Annotated in this window: 22 protein-coding genes; 16 read left to right on the top strand and 6 right to left on the bottom strand. The window is 72.3% G+C overall.

Annotated features, from left to right (window positions below; translation table 11 throughout):
• Positions 1 to 72: 72 nt before the first annotated feature.
• A complete protein-coding gene (mscL, locus tag AB1460_RS13265; protein WP_368961449.1) occupies positions 73 to 567 on the top strand; it encodes a large conductance mechanosensitive channel protein MscL in 495 nt (164 codons plus the stop codon).
• 73 nt (positions 568 to 640) lie between these two features.
• On the opposite strand, the gene AB1460_RS13260 is transcribed toward mscL, so the two are convergent.
• Positions 641 to 988 carry a hypothetical protein gene (locus AB1460_RS13260; protein WP_368961448.1) on the bottom strand — a complete coding sequence of 116 codons (348 nt, stop codon included), beginning with the start codon at positions 986 to 988 and terminating at the stop codon, positions 641 to 643.
• On the opposite strand from AB1460_RS13260, the gene AB1460_RS13255 reads away from it, so the two are divergent.
• The 4 genes from AB1460_RS13255 to AB1460_RS13240 all read left to right on the top strand — a co-directional run bounded on the left by AB1460_RS13255 (position 987) and on the right by AB1460_RS13240 (position 6,593).
• A complete protein-coding gene (locus AB1460_RS13255; RefSeq protein ID WP_368961447.1) occupies positions 987 to 1,172 on the top strand; it encodes a hypothetical protein in 186 nt (61 codons plus the stop codon). The two genes, AB1460_RS13260 and AB1460_RS13255, sit on opposite strands and share 2 nt — an antisense overlap.
• 368 nt (positions 1,173 to 1,540) lie before the next feature.
• Positions 1,541 to 2,299, top strand: coding sequence for an ABC transporter ATP-binding protein (locus AB1460_RS13250; RefSeq protein WP_368961446.1), 759 nt, complete (start codon positions 1,541 to 1,543; stop codon positions 2,297 to 2,299).
• Positions 2,296 to 4,008: a sensor histidine kinase gene (locus AB1460_RS13245; protein WP_368961444.1), complete on the top strand. Its 1,713-nt coding sequence runs from the start codon at positions 2,296 to 2,298 to the stop codon at positions 4,006 to 4,008. The genes AB1460_RS13250 and AB1460_RS13245 overlap by 4 nt, the downstream gene beginning before the upstream one ends.
• Positions 4,005 to 6,593, top strand: coding sequence for an ABC transporter permease (locus tag AB1460_RS13240; protein WP_368961443.1), 2,589 nt, complete (start codon positions 4,005 to 4,007; stop codon positions 6,591 to 6,593). The genes AB1460_RS13245 and AB1460_RS13240 overlap by 4 nt, the downstream gene beginning before the upstream one ends.
• A 66-nt stretch (positions 6,594 to 6,659) precedes the next feature.
• Here the strand turns inward: AB1460_RS13240 and AB1460_RS13235 are convergent, their stop codons facing one another.
• Positions 6,660 to 7,061, bottom strand: a complete 402-nt coding sequence (locus AB1460_RS13235) for a response regulator (RefSeq protein ID WP_368961441.1) — start codon at positions 7,059 to 7,061, stop codon at positions 6,660 to 6,662.
• Positions 7,062 to 7,112: 51 nt separating this feature from the next.
• Entirely contained in the window at positions 7,113 to 7,820 is a 708-nt protein-coding gene (locus tag AB1460_RS13230) for a response regulator (RefSeq protein ID WP_368961440.1), read from the bottom strand.
• 194 nt (positions 7,821 to 8,014) lie between these two features.
• On the opposite strand from AB1460_RS13230, the gene AB1460_RS13225 reads away from it, so the two are divergent.
• The 4 genes from AB1460_RS13225 (at position 8,015) to AB1460_RS13210 (ending at position 9,486) form a co-directional block, all read left to right on the top strand.
• Positions 8,015 to 8,305, top strand: coding sequence for a FitA-like ribbon-helix-helix domain-containing protein (locus AB1460_RS13225; RefSeq protein WP_368961438.1), 291 nt, complete (start codon positions 8,015 to 8,017; stop codon positions 8,303 to 8,305).
• Entirely contained in the window at positions 8,302 to 8,697 is a 396-nt protein-coding gene (locus tag AB1460_RS13220) for a type II toxin-antitoxin system VapC family toxin (RefSeq protein ID WP_368961436.1), read from the top strand. Before AB1460_RS13225 ends, AB1460_RS13220 begins: the two co-directional genes overlap by 4 nt.
• A gap of 127 nt (positions 8,698 to 8,824) precedes the next feature.
• Positions 8,825 to 9,058: a hypothetical protein gene (locus tag AB1460_RS13215; protein WP_368961434.1), complete on the top strand. Its 234-nt coding sequence runs from the start codon at positions 8,825 to 8,827 to the stop codon at positions 9,056 to 9,058.
• Positions 9,055 to 9,486: a hypothetical protein gene (locus tag AB1460_RS13210; protein WP_368961432.1), complete on the top strand. Its 432-nt coding sequence runs from the start codon at positions 9,055 to 9,057 to the stop codon at positions 9,484 to 9,486. The genes AB1460_RS13215 and AB1460_RS13210 overlap by 4 nt, the downstream gene beginning before the upstream one ends.
• A gap of 90 nt (positions 9,487 to 9,576) precedes the next feature.
• Here the strand turns inward: AB1460_RS13210 and AB1460_RS13205 are convergent, their stop codons facing one another.
• Both AB1460_RS13205 and AB1460_RS13200 read right to left on the bottom strand, forming a co-directional pair.
• Entirely contained in the window at positions 9,577 to 9,906 is a 330-nt protein-coding gene (locus tag AB1460_RS13205) for a hypothetical protein (protein WP_368961490.1), read from the bottom strand.
• Positions 9,907 to 9,933: 27 nt separating this feature from the next.
• The gene (locus AB1460_RS13200; RefSeq protein ID WP_368961431.1) at positions 9,934 to 10,245 is read right to left on the bottom strand and encodes a hypothetical protein; all 312 of its coding nucleotides are present in this window, start codon (positions 10,243 to 10,245) and stop codon (positions 9,934 to 9,936) included.
• A gap of 558 nt (positions 10,246 to 10,803) precedes the next feature.
• Here AB1460_RS13200 and AB1460_RS13195 point away from each other — a divergent pair.
• Positions 10,804 to 11,106: a nucleotidyltransferase family protein gene (locus tag AB1460_RS13195; RefSeq protein WP_368961430.1), complete on the top strand. Its 303-nt coding sequence runs from the start codon at positions 10,804 to 10,806 to the stop codon at positions 11,104 to 11,106.
• Entirely contained in the window at positions 10,994 to 11,344 is a 351-nt protein-coding gene (locus AB1460_RS13190) for a DUF86 domain-containing protein (protein ID WP_368961428.1), read from the top strand. The genes AB1460_RS13195 and AB1460_RS13190 overlap by 113 nt, the downstream gene beginning before the upstream one ends.
• Here the strand turns inward: AB1460_RS13190 and AB1460_RS13185 are convergent.
• On the bottom strand, positions 11,236 to 12,105 hold the full coding sequence (locus AB1460_RS13185) for a hypothetical protein (protein WP_368961426.1): 870 nt from the start codon (positions 12,103 to 12,105) through the stop codon (positions 11,236 to 11,238). The genes AB1460_RS13190 and AB1460_RS13185 overlap by 109 nt on opposite strands.
• Before the next feature lie 89 nt (positions 12,106 to 12,194).
• On the opposite strand from AB1460_RS13185, the gene AB1460_RS13180 reads away from it, so the two are divergent.
• The 5 genes from AB1460_RS13180 to AB1460_RS13160 all read left to right on the top strand — a co-directional run bounded on the left by AB1460_RS13180 (position 12,195) and on the right by AB1460_RS13160 (position 15,378).
• A complete protein-coding gene (locus AB1460_RS13180) occupies positions 12,195 to 12,545 on the top strand; it encodes a YciI family protein (protein ID WP_368961425.1) in 351 nt (116 codons plus the stop codon).
• Between the two features lie 34 nt (positions 12,546 to 12,579).
• On the top strand, positions 12,580 to 13,839 hold the full coding sequence (locus tag AB1460_RS13175) for an RNA polymerase sigma factor (protein WP_368961424.1): 1,260 nt from the start codon (positions 12,580 to 12,582) through the stop codon (positions 13,837 to 13,839).
• Positions 13,840 to 13,991: 152 nt separating this feature from the next.
• Complete coding sequence (locus AB1460_RS13170; RefSeq protein ID WP_368961423.1) at positions 13,992 to 14,546, top strand: TIGR03086 family metal-binding protein; 555 nt, start codon at positions 13,992 to 13,994, stop codon at positions 14,544 to 14,546.
• Complete coding sequence (locus tag AB1460_RS13165; RefSeq protein WP_368961421.1) at positions 14,543 to 14,914, top strand: ArsR/SmtB family transcription factor; 372 nt, start codon at positions 14,543 to 14,545, stop codon at positions 14,912 to 14,914. The genes AB1460_RS13170 and AB1460_RS13165 overlap by 4 nt, the downstream gene beginning before the upstream one ends.
• Positions 14,911 to 15,378 (top strand): SRPBCC family protein, encoded by a 468-nt coding sequence (locus tag AB1460_RS13160; RefSeq protein ID WP_368961420.1) that lies wholly within the window; start codon positions 14,911 to 14,913, stop codon positions 15,376 to 15,378. Before AB1460_RS13165 ends, AB1460_RS13160 begins: the two co-directional genes overlap by 4 nt.
• Positions 15,379 to 15,611 lie beyond the last annotated feature (233 nt).

Here is a 15,611-nt window from a genome sequence, read left to right as displayed (position 1 = left end):
CATGTGCTTCCCGCGCGGCCGGCCACCGGGCCGCCGCCGTGGGCGGGACGTCCAGAGTGCGGAGGTGCGGGAATGTCCGGATGGGAGAGGGCCGCCGGCAGGGGGCGCGGGGTCGTCGAGACACCCACCCGCCTGATCGGGCCGGGGCTGCGGGGCTTCAAGCAGTTCCTGATGCGGGGCAACATCGTCGACCTGGCCATCGCGGTGGTCATCGGCACCGCGTTCACCGCCGTCGTCACCTCACTGGTGAAGAACCTTTTCACCCCGCTGATCGCCGCCATCGGCGGGGAGCCGAACTTCGACGGCCTGACGTTCACGATCAACGGCAGCGTGTTCCGCTACGGCACCTTCATTAACGACGTGCTCGCCTTCGTGATCGTCGCCGCCACGATCTACTTCCTGGTCGTCCTCCCGATCGCGAAGGCGAACGAGCTGCGGCGGCGCGGCGAGCCGCAGCCGGTCGAGGAGGAGCCGGTGATCAGCGACGAGGCCCGGCTGCTCATCGAGATCCGGGACCTGCTCGCCACCGGCCGGCCCACCGGCATGGCTCCGCCTCAGCAGCGCTGAGCGGAGGACGGCCCCGCTGAGGACGGCCCCGCTGGGGGACGGCCCCGGCGATCGCCTGAGCCGGACGAGCTGATCAGGCGTCGTACCGGGGCGTGTCGTCCGGGCACTCCAGGTCGAGATCAGTGGCGACGCTGTCGGGCACGAGGCCACAGCCGACCTCGTAGCTGCCGAGCTGCACCAGCTCCCAGCCACCCTCGCCGCGGTGCAGCACGGCCTCGGCGCGGTCGACGTCGTCGACCACGGGCACGAGCTCGACCCAGGCCCAGGTCTGGTCGGAGGCGGCCAGCACCGTCCCCGTCACGTGGTAGCTGCGCGCCGGCACGGCGGAGGTGAGCGAGCTGCTCCGCACCGCCTCCGCGATCACCGCGGACTCGCTCGGTGAGGGCGGCACGGCGCCGGGGCGGTCGATCGAGGCGGTCATGACGTCAGCCCTCGGCACGGGAATCTGGCTCGCGGGCGCCGGACCCGTGGACACGGCGAACGCCGTGCCGACGGTGACGGCGCCAGCCGCCACGACAGTGGCCGCCACGGCGACCGCGGGACGCGCGACACGACCACGGCTGCCCGGGCGTGAGGTCCGGCTGGGCGAGACGGGACGACGGTGACGGGCCATTGGCTGCACGTACCCAGTCTGCGCAGGTGAACCCCCCAAATCGAGCGAGTTTCGCGGTCAGGCTGGCGACAGACCACATCCGACCCACAGCACACGAACCACATCCATTGTGGCGCAACGACTTCCGTCCCACCCAGAAGCCACAGGGGGCCAGATTCCGGCCCGCGCCCGGACCGGGCCGGACGCCCGCCGCGCCGCGGGTGTTCCCCGACAGGCCGCGATCGGGTGAAATGAGCAGTCCGATCCGACTGGTGGACGGGCCGCCGGAGAACAGGCCGGCCCAGGGCCGTCAGGCGGCCGGCCGACGGACAGACGGGGACGGGGGCCGTGCCCAGGCGCGGACGTAAGGGGGCGGTCGCGGTGCCAGGGGATGCGGAGAGCCCCGTGGTCGTGCTGCGTTCGGTCTACCGGACGTTCGCCGCCGACACCGCGCCGGTGCACGCGCTGCGCGGTGCGGGGCTGACGGTCGCGCGCGGCGAGTTCGTCGCGGTGATGGGACCGTCCGGGAGCGGGAAGTCGACCCTGCTGAACGTCGTCGCCGGCTTGGAGCGGGTGGACGAGGGGGCCGTGACGGTCGCCGGCATGTCCCTGGTCGCCCGTTCGGAGGCCGACCTGGCGCGGATGCGCCGCCGCCACGTCGGCATGGTGTTCCAGTTCTTCCACCTGCTGGAGACGATGACGGTCGCGGACAACGTGGTCCTGGCGGCGCGGCTGTCCGGGGCCGGCCGGCGGGCCTCCGTCCGGCGCGGGCACGACCTGCTGGACCTGCTCGGTCTGCTGGAGCGGGCCGACGCGCTGCCCGGCACGCTCTCCGGCGGGCAGCGCCAGCGGCTGGCCATCGCGCGGGCGCTGGCCAACGAGCCGACGGTCCTGCTGGCGGACGAACCGACCGGCGCGCTGGACTCCGCCGGGGCCGCCGAGGTCCTCGACCTGTTCACCCGGCTGCACCGCCGCGGCCAGACCATCCTCATGGTCACCCACGATCGCCAGGTCGCCGCCGGCGCCGAGCGGATCGTGACCATGCGCGACGGCCGGGTCTCCGCCCCGCCCGAGGCGTCAGCATCACCCGACCAGGCCCGGGCGTCCGAGGTGGCCGGGGCATCCGAGGTGGTGGCATGACGCATCCGCGCCGCCAGCTGGCGTCGGCCGCACTACTGACCGCCGTGGCCGTGACCGCGATGTGCGCGGCCCCCCGCCTGCTCGGCGGGCACAGCCCCGGCTGGTCGGTCCCGCTGACGGTGGACGTCGTGCTGCTCGTGGTCGGGCTGGGCGCCGGCTGGGTTCCCTGGGCACGGCTGCGGTCCGAGCAGGCCCTGATGATCGCGGCGGACCTGGCCTGCCTGGCCGGAGTCGCCGCGCTGGGCCTGACGGCCGCGCTGGCCGTGCTGGGGCACCGTCCGCTCGACGGCGGTGAGGACTTCACCGGACCGGTGCTGGTCGCCACCGCACTCGCCGCGGCCACCGCGGCGGCCGCCCGGGCCCGCACGCTGAATGTGGTCCTCGGCGTGGTACGAGGTGCCCGGTACGCGCCGGACGACGTCCTGCGGACGTTCGGCGAGGACGCCAGCCGTGGCGTCGGTCTGGACGAGACCCTCCGCGGGCTCGGCGAGGCGCTGCGGCGCGGCCTGACGCTGCAGCGGGTGGAGATCTGGACCGGAGCCGCCGGCCGCCTGACCGCCGCCGTCGTCCTTCCCGACATCGAGGGCACCCCGCCCGCGGGCGCCGGTGTCACCATCGGCGACAGCGACAGCGACAGCGATTCCGACGCCGATTCCGATTCCGACGGCGACGGCGACGGCCTGGGCGGTGGGGTGCAGGTGGGGTCGGCGATGAACCTCAGCGTGGCCGATCTGGTCGCGCTCGCCCGGACCCGGGTGGCGGGGCCCGGCTGGCTCGCCCTGTGGGTGCCGAACCTCGCCCGCAGGCACGGTGACCTGCAGGTTCGGGTGATCCCGGCCCGCGCCGGCGGCGCGCTGCTCGGCATGCTCGTGGTGAGCCGCCCACCGGAGGCGCCACGCTTCTCCGAGCAGGAGGACCGCATGCTGGCCGAGCTCGGGACCCGGCTCGGCACCGTCCTGCACAACCGCCAGTTGGACGCCAACCTGCGGGACGCCCTCGCCGACCTGCGTCACGCCAACGACGAGCTGCGGGTCTCCCGGGCGCGTCTGGTGGCCACGGCCGACGCCGAGCGGCGGCGGATCGAACGGGACCTGCACGACGGGGCCCAGCAGCAGCTCGTCTCGCTCGCCGTCGGGCTGCGGCTGGTCCGTGACCTCGTCGCGGACAGCATGGGCGAAGAGGCCACCGCCGCTCGGAACGAGGACGCCGCGGCCGCTCGGAACGAAGACGCCGCGGCCGCCGACGAGCTGCTCGCCGCCATGGCCGAGCAGGTGACCGAGACGATCGCCGAGGTCCGCAACCTCGCCCATGGCATCTACCCACCGCTGCTGCGCTCCTCCGGCCTGGCCGAGGCGCTTCGCGCCGCGGGGCAGCGGTCGGCTGTCGGCGTCACGGTCGGTGCCGACGGGGTCGGCCGCTACCCGCCCGACATCGAGGCCGCCGTCTACTTCTGCTGCCTGGAGGCCCTCCAGAACGCGGCGAAGCACGCGGCCGGCTGCTCCGTGGACATCCTGCTCGTCGAGGAGGAAAGCGCCCTCACGTTCACTGTGCGTGACAACGGGCCCGGCTTCGACCCGCAGCGATCCGAACGCGGCCATGGCATGACCAACATGGCGGACCGGATCGGCGCCATCGGCGGAACGCTGCGCTGGGAGTCCGCGGTGGGAACGGGAACGCGGGTGCTCGGGATCGTCCCGGCGGCACGATGAGAGGCGTCCTGGGCGCGGTCGGCATGATCGCGCGGGCCGAGCTGCGGCGCCGCTGGGTGGCCCTCACCGCGCTCGGCGTCCTGATCGGCGTGGTCGTCGGGGTCGTCGCCGGGACGGCGGCGCTGATCCGGCGCACCGCCACCGCCCACGACCGTCTCGAACGCGCCTCCGCCGTGCCCGACCTGCAGGTCAACTACCTCGGCCGGGATCCGGAGGTGGCCCGCCAGATCGCCACGGTGCCGGGCGTCGTCGGCTCCAGGACGGCAGTCGGCGCGGTCGGGCGGATCGAGGACAGAGCGTCCGTCTCCTACATCGGCATCCTCGGGGACACCGGCGGCCCGCGTGACCTGTACGCGCCCGTGGTCGTCAAGGGCCGCGACCACGACCCGCGCGCGCCCGACGAGGTGCTGCTGGACGAGCGGGCGGCGGGCTGGTGGGGGTTCGACGTCGGCGACACCATCACGCTGCGCCTGCTCACGACCTCCGACTTCCTGAACTTCGACACCGGTTTCGGCACGCCGGGCGGGCCGGTCCTGAAGCTGGTGGTGACCGGCCTGACCCGGATGGCGGGCGAGAACGTCCGCCAGACGCCCCTCACGGTCTCCCCGGCGCTCGCCGCGCGGCTCGACGCCGTGACGACCCTGGTCATGCTGCGGCTGAAGCCGGGCCCGGAGGCCATGACGACGGCTTCCTCGGCGCTGCGGCGCATCGGGCTGGGCCTGCGCACCGACCCGCTCGCCAGCGAGTTCCCCGCGCTGCAGGTGTCCCGGCCGGCCACCGACGGCGACGCCCGCATCGCCGCGACGCAGCGGGTCCTGGTCACGGGGCTGATCGTCTTTGCCGCCGTGGTCGGGGTGGCGGGGATGGCCGCGGCGAGCCAGGCCTTCTTCCGCCATCACGCCGCCGGCGCGCGTACCCAGCAGATCGAGGCGGTGCTCGGCCTGCCCGCGCTGGGGCGGGCCGGTGCCCGGGTGCTCGCCGCCGCTCCGGCCGCCGCGGCGGGCGCCGCTGTCGCCGCGGCCGGTCCCCTGCTCGCGGGCCGGTTCGAACCGCTCGGGCCGCTCGCCGGGATGGAGCCGCACCCCGGCTACGCCGGGAACACCGCCCTGGCCTGCATCGCCGCCGGGGCCGGCCTGGTGGCGACAGCCCTGATCTCGGGCATCACCGCCATCCGGGCGGGCCAGCGCCCGGGCGAACTCGGCCGGGTGCTCACCGGGCGGCCCGGCGCGGCGGCGCCCGGATGGTCCGCGACGGCAGGATGGTCCGCGGCGCCCGGCCAGCCCCGCCCGCCGCGCGGGTCCCTGCCAGGTGGGGCACCGGTGTCCCGCCGGGCCGGGCGCCCCGGTAACGCGGTGGCCAGACGGGGCCCCGTCTGGCTGTGGATCGGCGCCTCGTTCGCGCTCGACCGCGGGCGGGACCGGGCGGCGGCTGCCCGCCGGCCCGCCATCACCGGGACGGCCATCGGGGTGACCGGGCTCATCGCCGCGGCGACGATCGCGGGCGGGATGAGCCGGCTCGCCGACGATCCGCACCGGTACGGCTGGAACGCCGACCTGGAGATCACCGACGCCCGCCCGGACATCGTCAACCGGCTGGCGGCGGACCCGCGGGTCGCCGCGGTCAGCATGCTGGACGCCTCGACCGCGACCGTCGAGATCGACGAGCACGGGCATGCGCTGCCCGCTCCGGACACGCTGGTGGGCATCGGGCCCGGTGACGCCGGGCCGGGCGCGATCGGCCGCGGTGACGTCGACCCCGGGGTTGATGTCGCCGTCTACGCGCTCTCCCCCAAACCGGGGGCGGCCGGGCCCGACGTCGGCTGGACCCTCTTCGAAGGGTTGGCACCGCGGCGCACGAACGAGGTGGCGATCGGCCCGCGGACCGCCCGCCAGCTCGACCTGGATGTCGGCGACCACCTCAGCGTCTCCACGAACAACGGCGGCCACGCCCAGCTGCGGGTCACCGGCATCGGGATCGGCCCCGTCCTCAGCGGCGAGCGTCTCGGCGAGAGCATGCTGGTGGAGCCCGACATGCTCGCCCGCGTCCAGCGCACCCAGCCGCTGCGCAGCGCCCTCGTGCGGGCCATCCCGCAGGTCGACCCGGTCAACCTCGCCGCCGCCCTCGGCACCGAGTACGAGATCGACACCGGGTTCGTGCCGACCGAGGTCGCGAACCTCGGCGGCATGGGGCGGCTGCCGACGATGCTGCAGACCGTCCTGGCGGCGCTCGCCATCGCCGCCGCCGGCCACGCCGTCGGGACCACCTGGCGTTCCTCGCAGGGCGAGCTCGCCATCCTGCGCACCCTCGGGTTCACACCCGGGCAGACCGCGCGGATCCCGCTGGTGACGTCCTGTGTGACCGCCGTGCTGGCGGTCGGCATCGGGATTCCGCTCGGGCTGCTGATCGGCCGGCTGGCCTGGTGGGAGATCGCCATGGCCACCGGTGTGTCCACCGACCTGGCGGTGCCGGTCGGACTGCTGGTCGCCCTGCCCCCGGCCGCGGTGCTGACCGCCCTGGTCATCGCCACCCTGCCGGCCGCGCGGGCAGGGCGGCTGTTGCCCGGCACCGTCCTGCGGGGCGAATAGCCCGCTTCGTCGGACCGGCGCCGCGAAGCCCGGCGCCGGCAGCGGGCCGGGTCGACGGCGGGCCGTCTACAGATCCTGCGCGGAGCCGGGAGGCGGGGTGTGCCGGTGCCAGATGTCGCGCAGCACGTTCGGGGCCAGGTCCTCCTTGCACAGGTAGTCCAGCCCGCTGTCGGCGACGGCGGCCGGCAGGTCCGTCCGGCCGTAGGTGGAGCAGAGGACGACGACCGTGCCCGGGGCGTCCTGCCGGATCCGGGAGCCGGCGACGACCCCGTTGATGCCCGGCAGGTTCACGTCCATCAGCACCAGGTCAGGGCGCAGTTCGGCGGCGGCGGTCAGGGCGGCCTCGCCCGTCTCCGCCTCACCGGCGAGAACGAAGCCGGCGGCGCGGCGCAGCACGGCCCGCACAGCGAGCCGGAAGGGGCGCTGGTCATCGACGACCAGCACGGAGACCGCCGGGGAGGAGCTCATGACATCAGTCTGGCCGGACCCGGCCCGGCACCCAAGGGTGCAGCCATGCCATCACCCCGGTGTGGCTACCTTCCCCGTCGGCCCGCTGGCCGGGCGGTGCCCGGAGTGCAGATACAGCAGGACGGCCTTCACCCGCCGGTTCAGGTCCGGCTCGTCGGTGAGGCCGAGCTTCGCGAAGATCGAGTTGGAGTGCTTCTCCACCGCCCGTTCGGACAGGACGAGCGCCGCGGCGATCGCCGCGTTGCTCCAGCCCTGGGCCATGTGGCTCAGCACCTCCAGCTCCCGCGGGGTCAGCCGTTCCAGCTCGCTGTGCTGCCGGCGGGCGTTCGCGGCGACGAGGCCCTCCACCACGGCCGGGTCGATCACCGACTCCCCGGCCGCGACGGCGCGGATCGCACGGAGCAGATCATCCACACCCGCCACCCGCTCCTTGAGCAGATAGGCACGGCCCGACGAGCCGCCCTCGAGCAGCGCCAGCGCGTACGTCGCCTCGGCGTGCTGGCTCAGCACGACCACTCCGACCTGAGGCCGCTCGCGGCGCAGCCACCCGGCGACCTTGATGCCCTCGTCGGAACGGGACGGCGGCATCCGGATGTCGGTGACCACGACATCCGGGTCGTGATCGCGGACGGCCTGTTCCAGCGACGGCCGGTCGGTGGCCGTGCCGACCAGGTCGAGCCCGTCCGCCCGCTCGATCAGCGTCGCAAGACCATGCCGGAGCAGTGCATTGTCCTCAGCAAGGACGACACGAACGGCCATTCGTCCACTCTAGGCCCGTCCGAACTCGCCCAACCGGCGCAACGATTCCGTCTGATGTCCGGATCAGGACGCAATCAGGACGTCGGACGGACGCGGCGGTGACGTTGCGACCTCGGCCCTGATCCTGCGGGAAGGGGTGGCCTCGACCGTGACTCTACTTTGACTAGCCTGCATTATGCAGCCACAATGCAGGCATGACAGTTGCAGTCACCATACGCGATGTACCGGAAGACGTACGGGACGCGCTCGCGCAGTACGCCCGCCAGCAAGGCCAGTCACTGCAGGCGTTCCTGCTCGGAGTACTCACCCGGCAGTCTCGGTACGCCCTCAACCAGCAGGTCCTCGTCACCGTGGAGGACGAACTCGCGGCGGGCGGCGGCGCCGGCACGGATGCTCCAGCCGCCGCCGACGTGCTGGCAGCCGCCCGCGCCATGCGCGTCGAGCCGACGTCGACAGGCGAGCCAGGCACGCGTGGTTCCGGATGATCGTCGTGGACGCCTCCGTGCTCGCCAACGCCCTCGTCTACGCCGACGACCGAGGACGGAGAGCCCGTTCGATCCTGAGCGCCGACCCCGAGTGGGCGGCTCCCGAGCACTGGAAGATCGAGCTGTTCTCGGTCATGCGCGGGCTCGCTCTCGGCGGCAGGATCAGCGATGACCAGGCGCACGCCGCGATCAACCGGATCCCCCGGCTCGGCGTCGACCACGTTCCCGTCGAACCGTTCCTCCCCCGCATGTGGCAGCTCCGCGCCGGCATCAGCGGCTACGACGCCGCCTACGTCGCGCTCGCGGAGTTCCGAGCCATCACCCTCGTCACCTCCGACGCCCGGCTCGCCCGCGCCGCCACCCGCCACTGTGCGATCCGCCTCGTCGAATAAAAGGAAACCGCCAGCGGTGCTGTCCACCCAGTCGGCGTGCACGCAGGTGCTAGGCGGCGAACCACTGCGCCGCCGCGACGTACGTGCGGATGCCGGCGTAATACGCCGTGTTACGATGGCGGCAGGTATGGACGTGTCCGCCTACATGATCGCGGCGGCCGTCGCTCAGATGGCACGCGACGACGCCGCCACGGCGGCCTTCGCGGCACTGGACTCCCGCAACCAGGCCGCACTGGAGCAGGCCGCCGACCTCCCCGAGACGGACCTGCCCTCGTTCGACGCCCTGGCCGCGGACGAGCAGGCCCTCGTCCACCGGGTCCTGGCCAGCGCGCTCGGAACGGATGCCGCGAGCGTCGCGTGACCACCCGTACCGTCGTCTACGACACGGGAATGCTCGTAGCGCTCCTGCGCGACAACCCCACGGCGCGACTGCTGCATCACGGCCTACGCGCGGCGCCACACCGGCCGGTTCCCATCGGCGCGGTCCTCGCCCAGGCGTGGCGACCGGACCCGAAAGTAATACACGCCTTCAGCCAGTATCTGAAGGACTGCACCGTGCCACAAACCCGGGAAAGCACGCCACTCATCCGCAGCACGGCCAACATCCCCGCCGGCATCGTCGCCTGCGCGAGAACCTTCACCCTCGACTCGTACAAACGGGCAGGGGCCATGCTCGCCAATGCCAGTCTTCCCACGAAGAAGCGGCCGGACGTCATCGACACCCTGGCGTCATCACCGCCGCACTGCACGCCCCCGCCCAGATCCTCACCAGCGACCCGGACGACCTGACCGCCTACACCGCCACCCTCGACCACGCCGACATCCTCATCGAGCCGATCTGACCGTTGAACGCCGGATTATCACTACTGCGGGTCGTCACTACTGCCCGATCGTGACCGCACCGAGGCCAGCACGGTCGAAACGTGCGATCAGGCTGGGCTTCCGGAGATGTTCTTCGCGCAGGCGCGTGAACCGCCGGGCAAACTCCACCGTGGTACCGGAACGCGAGGCCAGCGCCCGCAGATCCCCACGAAGGTCGACGGCCGCCATCTTCCGAGGATCACCACCGAAGTCACCCAAGTGGTATTCGTTGGTGAAACTGGTGGCGGTAATCCTGGCCCGGGTGGACAGCGCACGGACCTCGTCCTGCTGCCGTGCATTCAGAGGCCGGTCGACGGCCAGGAACTCGTAGTACTGGTACGTGGACATCTTCTGCCTTATTTTGTCACTTCGCCGTCAGGCTGCCCAGCGCCGGTAGGCCTCGATCCATTCCGCCCCGTCTGGAGGAGGGCCGGGCAGTGGCAGGTCCAGAATCCCGATCTCCTGGCGGTACCTCCCACGGGCGCAGACCGCGACGATAGCGCTCCCAGGCAGCAGATCGATCCCCATCACCGTCACTTCCACGCCCAGGACGGTGGTCCGGAAGGGAACAGCGAGATTGTCCCCTATCACTGTATGAAACGCCGCGAGCTGTTCGTCCTCACCGTAGGCGTCGACGACGGCACGCTCGACCAGGGCGTCCAGCTCGACGTCACTCAGCTCCGCCATGGTCGGCAGCCTACCGACGCGATGGACGGACAATCCTCGCCGGCTCTCGTCCTGCCGGACGAGGATATGACCGGGTCCGTGGTCCGCCCCACCACGACAGCCTGCTCGCGACCGCTCGCCCTCGTCGCGGCGGTCGACGAAAGTCTTGCCCTTGCAGGTCTTCGACAGGAGGTTCAGCTCCTCCTCGGCGAGGACCGGGACGATCTTCTCGGCGACCTTGGGCGGCTTGAGGATAGTGCCCCGTGGACAGAACCGAGCACAACCCGAACCACCACCCCACCACCCCCGGACCCGTGATCATCATCCCCCATCGTACGAACAGGGCGTCTATTAGCGGAACCGCGCGCCCGCGCCGCCGTACGTCCGCGACCGAAGCATCGGCTACGGCTGCCGAATGATCAGCATGCCTCGGGATGCCGGGTGCGGCCCGGTCCCGCACGCCGCTGGCCGGGTCCGCTGCTGGCGCCAGGCAAACCAGAGCTCGAGTCGCCCCGTGGGCGCCTCCACTCGGAGTTATCACGTCCTGGACGTCGAGCTCCCCGCGGCTACCCTTGACCAGTGGGGTCCATCGCAGGAGTAGAGATCGACGGGGCGCGCCTGGCCGAGATCTGCGCTCATTACGGGATCGTGGAACTCCAGTTGTTCGGCTCACAAGGGCGCGGCACCGCGACCGCAGACAGCGACATCGACATCCTGTACACCCTTGCGCCGGGCCGGCGTCTGGGCTGGAACATCGAACAGCTCGCCGATGACCTCACCGACCTGTTCGGACGGCCCGTCGACCTGGTCTCCGTCCGCGGGCTCCACCCGCTGCTCCGCTCGTCCGTCCTGGCTGAGGCACGGCCCGTCTATGCGGCGTGACGTCCTCCTTCTCAGCGAGATGATCGAAGCGGCCGATCAGGCGCAGAAACTCACCGACGGGATCACCAAGAGCTTTCCCGACATCGCCTGGAAGCAGCCTGTCCGGCTAGGTAACCGGATCGTCCACGGCTACGGGTCCGTCGACCTCGAGATACTGCACACCGCGGCCAGAGAGCAACTACCCCCGTTCGCAGTCGACCTGCGCCGAGTTCTCGCATCTGTACGCGAAGGCGGCTGAACCATTGAGGGCTGGAGCGTGAGGACGAGGAGATGCTGGTCACCTTTGCACAGGCTCGACGACCTGGACGGCGGACCGCGCCACATCGGCATACGTGCGGATCTTCCTAAGGCCGTCCCGACCAGCCGCAGGGTTGCGCGTTCCACGGGTATCCGGGTCGGGTCGGTGCGCCACACCGCGAGGGCCGCCGCGGCGATCATCAGTGCGGCGGCCGTCTTCGTCGCCGTCCCGGTCAGGCCCACCAGGCCGAGCGGCAGGAAACGGTGTCCTTCCCCGTAGCCCTCGACCGACAGGTACTGGGGCAGGAATCCCAGCACGTCGGTGCCGACCACGGCGACATGCGGCAGGTAGGACAGGCCGATGACCGCGGCTGCCACGTCGAGGACGACGGGGCGGCGCCGCGCGGCGGCGGGCAGCAGGGGCGCGGGGTAGAGCTTGACCGCCAGGCGGCTCCCAGCAGTGTCCCGACCGCGACCGCGGCCCGCCGCGGCGGATGTGACCGGAACGTCCGCGCGTCGTCTCGTTCCCGGTCGCCCGCGCCGACGCCGCCCGCCGGGGGACCGGCCACGGCGGGGGCTCCCGCCCTGTCGGTCGGTCGGCCTGGTCCGTGCTCGGGCGAGCAGCGCCAGCGCGGCGGTGGTGGCGGCGGCGGCGGCGGCGAGCACGTCAACATGGGCGTCCACGCCGACGTCGAGTCCGGCCGCCGGCCCCCAGGCGTAGACGGCGGCCAGGCCCGGGGGGTGGCCGAACAGGGGAAGCACCCGGGCACGTCCAGATCCGGTGTCCTGCTCCGACCAAAGGGGTAGGCGCCCGGCCGGGCGCCGGACGAAAGGACCGAAAGATGAAATACATGATCATGATGTTTGCGGGTCTGGGCGCTGCGACCGAGACGCGGACTCCGGAGTGGATCGCGGGCATGCACGAGCTGTTGATGAAGCTCGACGGCGAGTTGCGGGAGGCTGGTGAGCTGGTGGCCAGTGAAAGGCTGTTGGACCCGAGCCTGGCCACGACGGTGCGCTTTCGTGACGGTGCGCCGCTGCCGACGGACGGGCCGTTCGCCGAGGTGAAGGAGTCGCTGGCGGGCTACTGGCTTGCCGAGGTGAGCGAGGAGCGGGCGTTGGAGATCGCGTCCCAGGTGGTTGCGTACACCGAGTACCCGATGGAGGTCCGGCGGGTTATGGACATGTCGTCAGAGTTGTGAGGAATCCGGTCGGACTGGGGTGGTCGTCGGCGCGGTGAGTGCGGACCGGCGGATCGAGGACCTGCTGCGCGACCTCGCGCCGCGGGTCCTCGGCACGCTGGTGCGCCGGCACGGCCAGTTCGACGCGTGCGAGGACGCCGTGCAGGAGGCACTGCTCGCGGCGGCGGTGCGGTGGCCGGCCGAGGGAGTGCCCGACCGGCCCCGCGCCTGGTTGCTGACCGTGGCGGTCCGGTCGCTGGTCGACGGGTGGCGGGGTGAGAGCGCCCGTCGCCGCCGCGAGGCGAGCGCGGTGGCGCTGGACCCGGCGGGGCGTCAGCCCGCCCACGCTGAAGCCGCTGAGCATGACGACACGCTGGTGCTGCTGTTCCTGTGCTGCCATCCCGCGCTGTCGCCGCCGTCGCAGCTCGCGCTCACCTTGCGGGCGGTCGGCGGCCTGACGACCGCGCAGGTCGCTTCGGCGTTCCTGGTCCCCGAGGCGGCGATGGCCAAGCGTGTCACGCGGGCTAAGCAGCGGATCAGGAGCGCTGGGGCCCGGTTCGAGCTGCCGCCGCAGCCGGCCTGGTCTGAGCGGCTCGGCGTGGTGCTGCACGTGCTGTACTTGGTGTTCAACGAGGGGTACACCGCCAGCTCGGGACCGGAGCTGAACCGGGCTGATCTGACCGCCGAGGCCGTTCGGCTGACGCGCCTGCTGCACCGGCTGCTGCCCGGGGAGGGCGAGGTAGCCGGGCTGCTCGCGCTCATGCTGCTCACCGACGCTCGGCGGGCGGCCAGGACCGACGCGGACGGCTCGATCGTGCCACTCGCCGACCAGCGCCGAGAGCTGTGGGACACCGCCGCGATCGCCGAAGGCCAGGCGTTGCTCACCCGGACCCTGGGCAGGGGCCCGGTCGGGCCCTATCAGCTCCAGGCCGCGGTCGCAGCGGTCCACGACGAGGCCCTGACCGCCGAGGAGACCGACTGGCCGCAGATCCTCGCGCTCTACGACGTACTCACCCAGGTGGCACCCGGACCGCTGGTCACCCTCAGTCGCGCGGTCGCGCTGGCCATGGCGCACGGCCCGAGGGCCGGGCTCGCGCTGCTCGGCACCCTCGACAGCGACCAGCGGACGGCGAACACCCACCGCGTGGACGCGGTACGGGCGCACCTGCTCGAACGTGCCGGCGACCGGGCTGCGGCGCGCGAGTACTACCTGCGGGCGGCGCGGAAGACCGCGAGCCTGCCCGAGCAGCGCTATCTCGCACTGCGGGCCGCTTGCCTTGGCCAGCCGAGCTCACCCACCGACGCCGCGGACTGACCGGACAGGCGCTGCGCGGGGCCGCCGCAGGCGGCGCGACCGCACCGCCCGGTGGTCGCGCCGAACCTCACCGTGCCAGTTGCGGGATGACGCTTGCACACCCGCCATGATTGCGATATTTGTTATATAACAATTATGTGAAGGAGATGGGTGTGACGACGACCGCCGCTGTAGACCTGTACCGCCAGGCCGGCATCCACGCCGCGAAGATCATGACGGGAGTGCGGCCGGAACACCTGACCGGGCCGACGCCGTGCGCAAAGTGGACCGTGCAGGACGTGGTCGACCACCTCGTCGGCGGCACCGGCTACCTACTGGCCGCTGCCACCGGCAGCCAGCCTGGCGAGCCGCCCGTCCGGGCCGGCACGGACCGGTTCGCCACGGGTGTCGCCGCAGTGCTCGACGCGGTGGCGCAGCCGGGCGTGACGGAGCGCCGCTGCATGTCGCCGCTGGGGTTCGAGTGGAGCGTCGGCGAGGCGCTGGCCGGCACGTTCATGGACGTCCTGGTCCACAGCTGGGACCTCGCCACCGCCACGGGGCAGGATACCCACCTCGACCCCGACCTGGTCCGAGCCTGCTGGGACATGTTCATCCCCGAGATGCCCGAACGCGGCCGGCGGGCCGGTCTGATCGGCCCGCCGGTCGCGGTGCCGAGCGAGGCCCCGTTGCAGGACCAGCTGCTCGGCGCGATGGGCCGCCAGCCGTGACCGCAACCAGCCCGGCCGACCCGGTGACCGAGGCGGGCCACGTCGACGCCGCGCTACGCGCCCTGGCTCACACCCGCCGCCGGGCGATGCTCCGGCTCGTGCTCGACGGCGAACGCACGGCCACCGAACTTGCAGAGGCCGCCGGGACATCCGGACCCGACGCCAGCCGCCACCTCAAGGTCCTACGCGAAGCCGGCCTGCTCACAGTCCGAGCCGAGAAAACCACCCGCCTCTACCAACTCGACCACGCCCGTTTGCGCGAGGTCCGCGCCGTCCTCGACGAGTTCTGGGACGGCCGCCTCGCCGCGCTGAAAGCCACCGCCGAGACCATGGCCGCCGAGCGGACCCCGCAGCGGGACACGGCGTGAAACTCGTCGTCAAGGAGATCACGATCGACGCGCCCGTCGCCCTCGTCTACGAGCTGCTCACCGACCCGGCGCTACTGGTCCGCTGGCTCGCCGACGAAGCCGAGATCGACCCCCGGCCCGGCGGGGTCGTGCGCTGGCGGCACGCCAACGGCGACGTGTGCACCGGACAGGTCATCGAAGCCGTCCCACCCCGGCGGCTGGTGTTCACCTACGGCTGGGAACGCGCCGAGGTCCACGTCCCGCCTCGGTCGACGACCGTCGAGATAGACCTCGCCGCCGCCCCCGGCGGGACCCGGCTGCGCCTGGTCCACCACGGCCTCGCAGGTCCCATGGCCGACGCCCACAGTGGCGGTTGGACCCACTACCTCGCTCGGCTCGCCACCACCGCCATCGGTAGCGACCCCGGACCCGACCCATACATCGACCAGCGCGTACCCACCCCAGCCGAACTGGCCGGACGGTGAATCCAATCCGGCCCCCCAGACACGACACTAGGTAGCGACAACTACCAGCGCCTCACCGAACCGCTGCTGGCACGCCCCGGGGTCAGCAGGTCGACGATGACGGGCCTGCCCTGCTACGGACCGACGGAGCCTTCTTCGCCTCCTACGACACCCGGACCGGCCGGCTGCTCGTCAAACTGCCCGCCAGCAAGGTCCAGGAACTCTTCGCCGACGGCACCGCCGAACCCTTCGCC

The organism is Parafrankia sp. FMc2, from assembly GCF_041008525.1.
Classification (GTDB): Bacteria; Actinomycetota; Actinomycetes; order Frankiales; family Frankiaceae; genus Parafrankia.
This window is presented reverse-complemented; position numbering and strand designations above follow the sequence as displayed.

What these genes read in the sequence shown, in the direction of transcription:
- AB1460_RS13215 (WP_368961434.1), top strand. Translation starts at nt 8,825, where the DNA reads ATGGACGTGTCCGCCTACATGATCGCGGCGGCCGTCGCTCAGATGGCA.
- AB1460_RS13255 (WP_368961447.1), top strand. Translation starts at nt 987, where the DNA reads ATGACGTCAGCCCTCGGCACGGGAATCTGGCTCGCGGGCGCCGGACCC.
- AB1460_RS13200 (WP_368961431.1), bottom strand. Translation starts at nt 10,245, where the DNA reads ATGGCGGAGCTGAGTGACGTCGAGCTGGACGCCCTGGTCGAGCGTGCC.
- AB1460_RS13205 (WP_368961490.1), bottom strand. Translation starts at nt 9,906, where the DNA reads ATGTCCACGTACCAGTACTACGAGTTCCTGGCCGTCGACCGGCCTCTG.
- AB1460_RS13220 (WP_368961436.1), top strand. Translation starts at nt 8,302, where the DNA reads ATGATCGTCGTGGACGCCTCCGTGCTCGCCAACGCCCTCGTCTACGCC.
- mscL (WP_368961449.1), top strand. Translation starts at nt 73, where the DNA reads ATGTCCGGATGGGAGAGGGCCGCCGGCAGGGGGCGCGGGGTCGTCGAG.
- AB1460_RS13235 (WP_368961441.1), bottom strand. Translation starts at nt 7,061, where the DNA reads ATGAGCTCCTCCCCGGCGGTCTCCGTGCTGGTCGTCGATGACCAGCGC.
- AB1460_RS13230 (WP_368961440.1), bottom strand. Translation starts at nt 7,820, where the DNA reads ATGGCCGTTCGTGTCGTCCTTGCTGAGGACAATGCACTGCTCCGGCAT.
- AB1460_RS13245 (WP_368961444.1), top strand. Translation starts at nt 2,296, where the DNA reads ATGACGCATCCGCGCCGCCAGCTGGCGTCGGCCGCACTACTGACCGCC.
- AB1460_RS13225 (WP_368961438.1), top strand. Translation starts at nt 8,015, where the DNA reads ATGACAGTTGCAGTCACCATACGCGATGTACCGGAAGACGTACGGGAC.
- AB1460_RS13260 (WP_368961448.1), bottom strand. Translation starts at nt 988, where the DNA reads ATGACCGCCTCGATCGACCGCCCCGGCGCCGTGCCGCCCTCACCGAGC.
- AB1460_RS13190 (WP_368961428.1), top strand. Translation starts at nt 10,994, where the DNA reads ATGACCTCACCGACCTGTTCGGACGGCCCGTCGACCTGGTCTCCGTCC.
- AB1460_RS13240 (WP_368961443.1), top strand. Translation starts at nt 4,005, where the DNA reads ATGAGAGGCGTCCTGGGCGCGGTCGGCATGATCGCGCGGGCCGAGCTG.
- AB1460_RS13180 (WP_368961425.1), top strand. Translation starts at nt 12,195, where the DNA reads ATGATCATGATGTTTGCGGGTCTGGGCGCTGCGACCGAGACGCGGACT.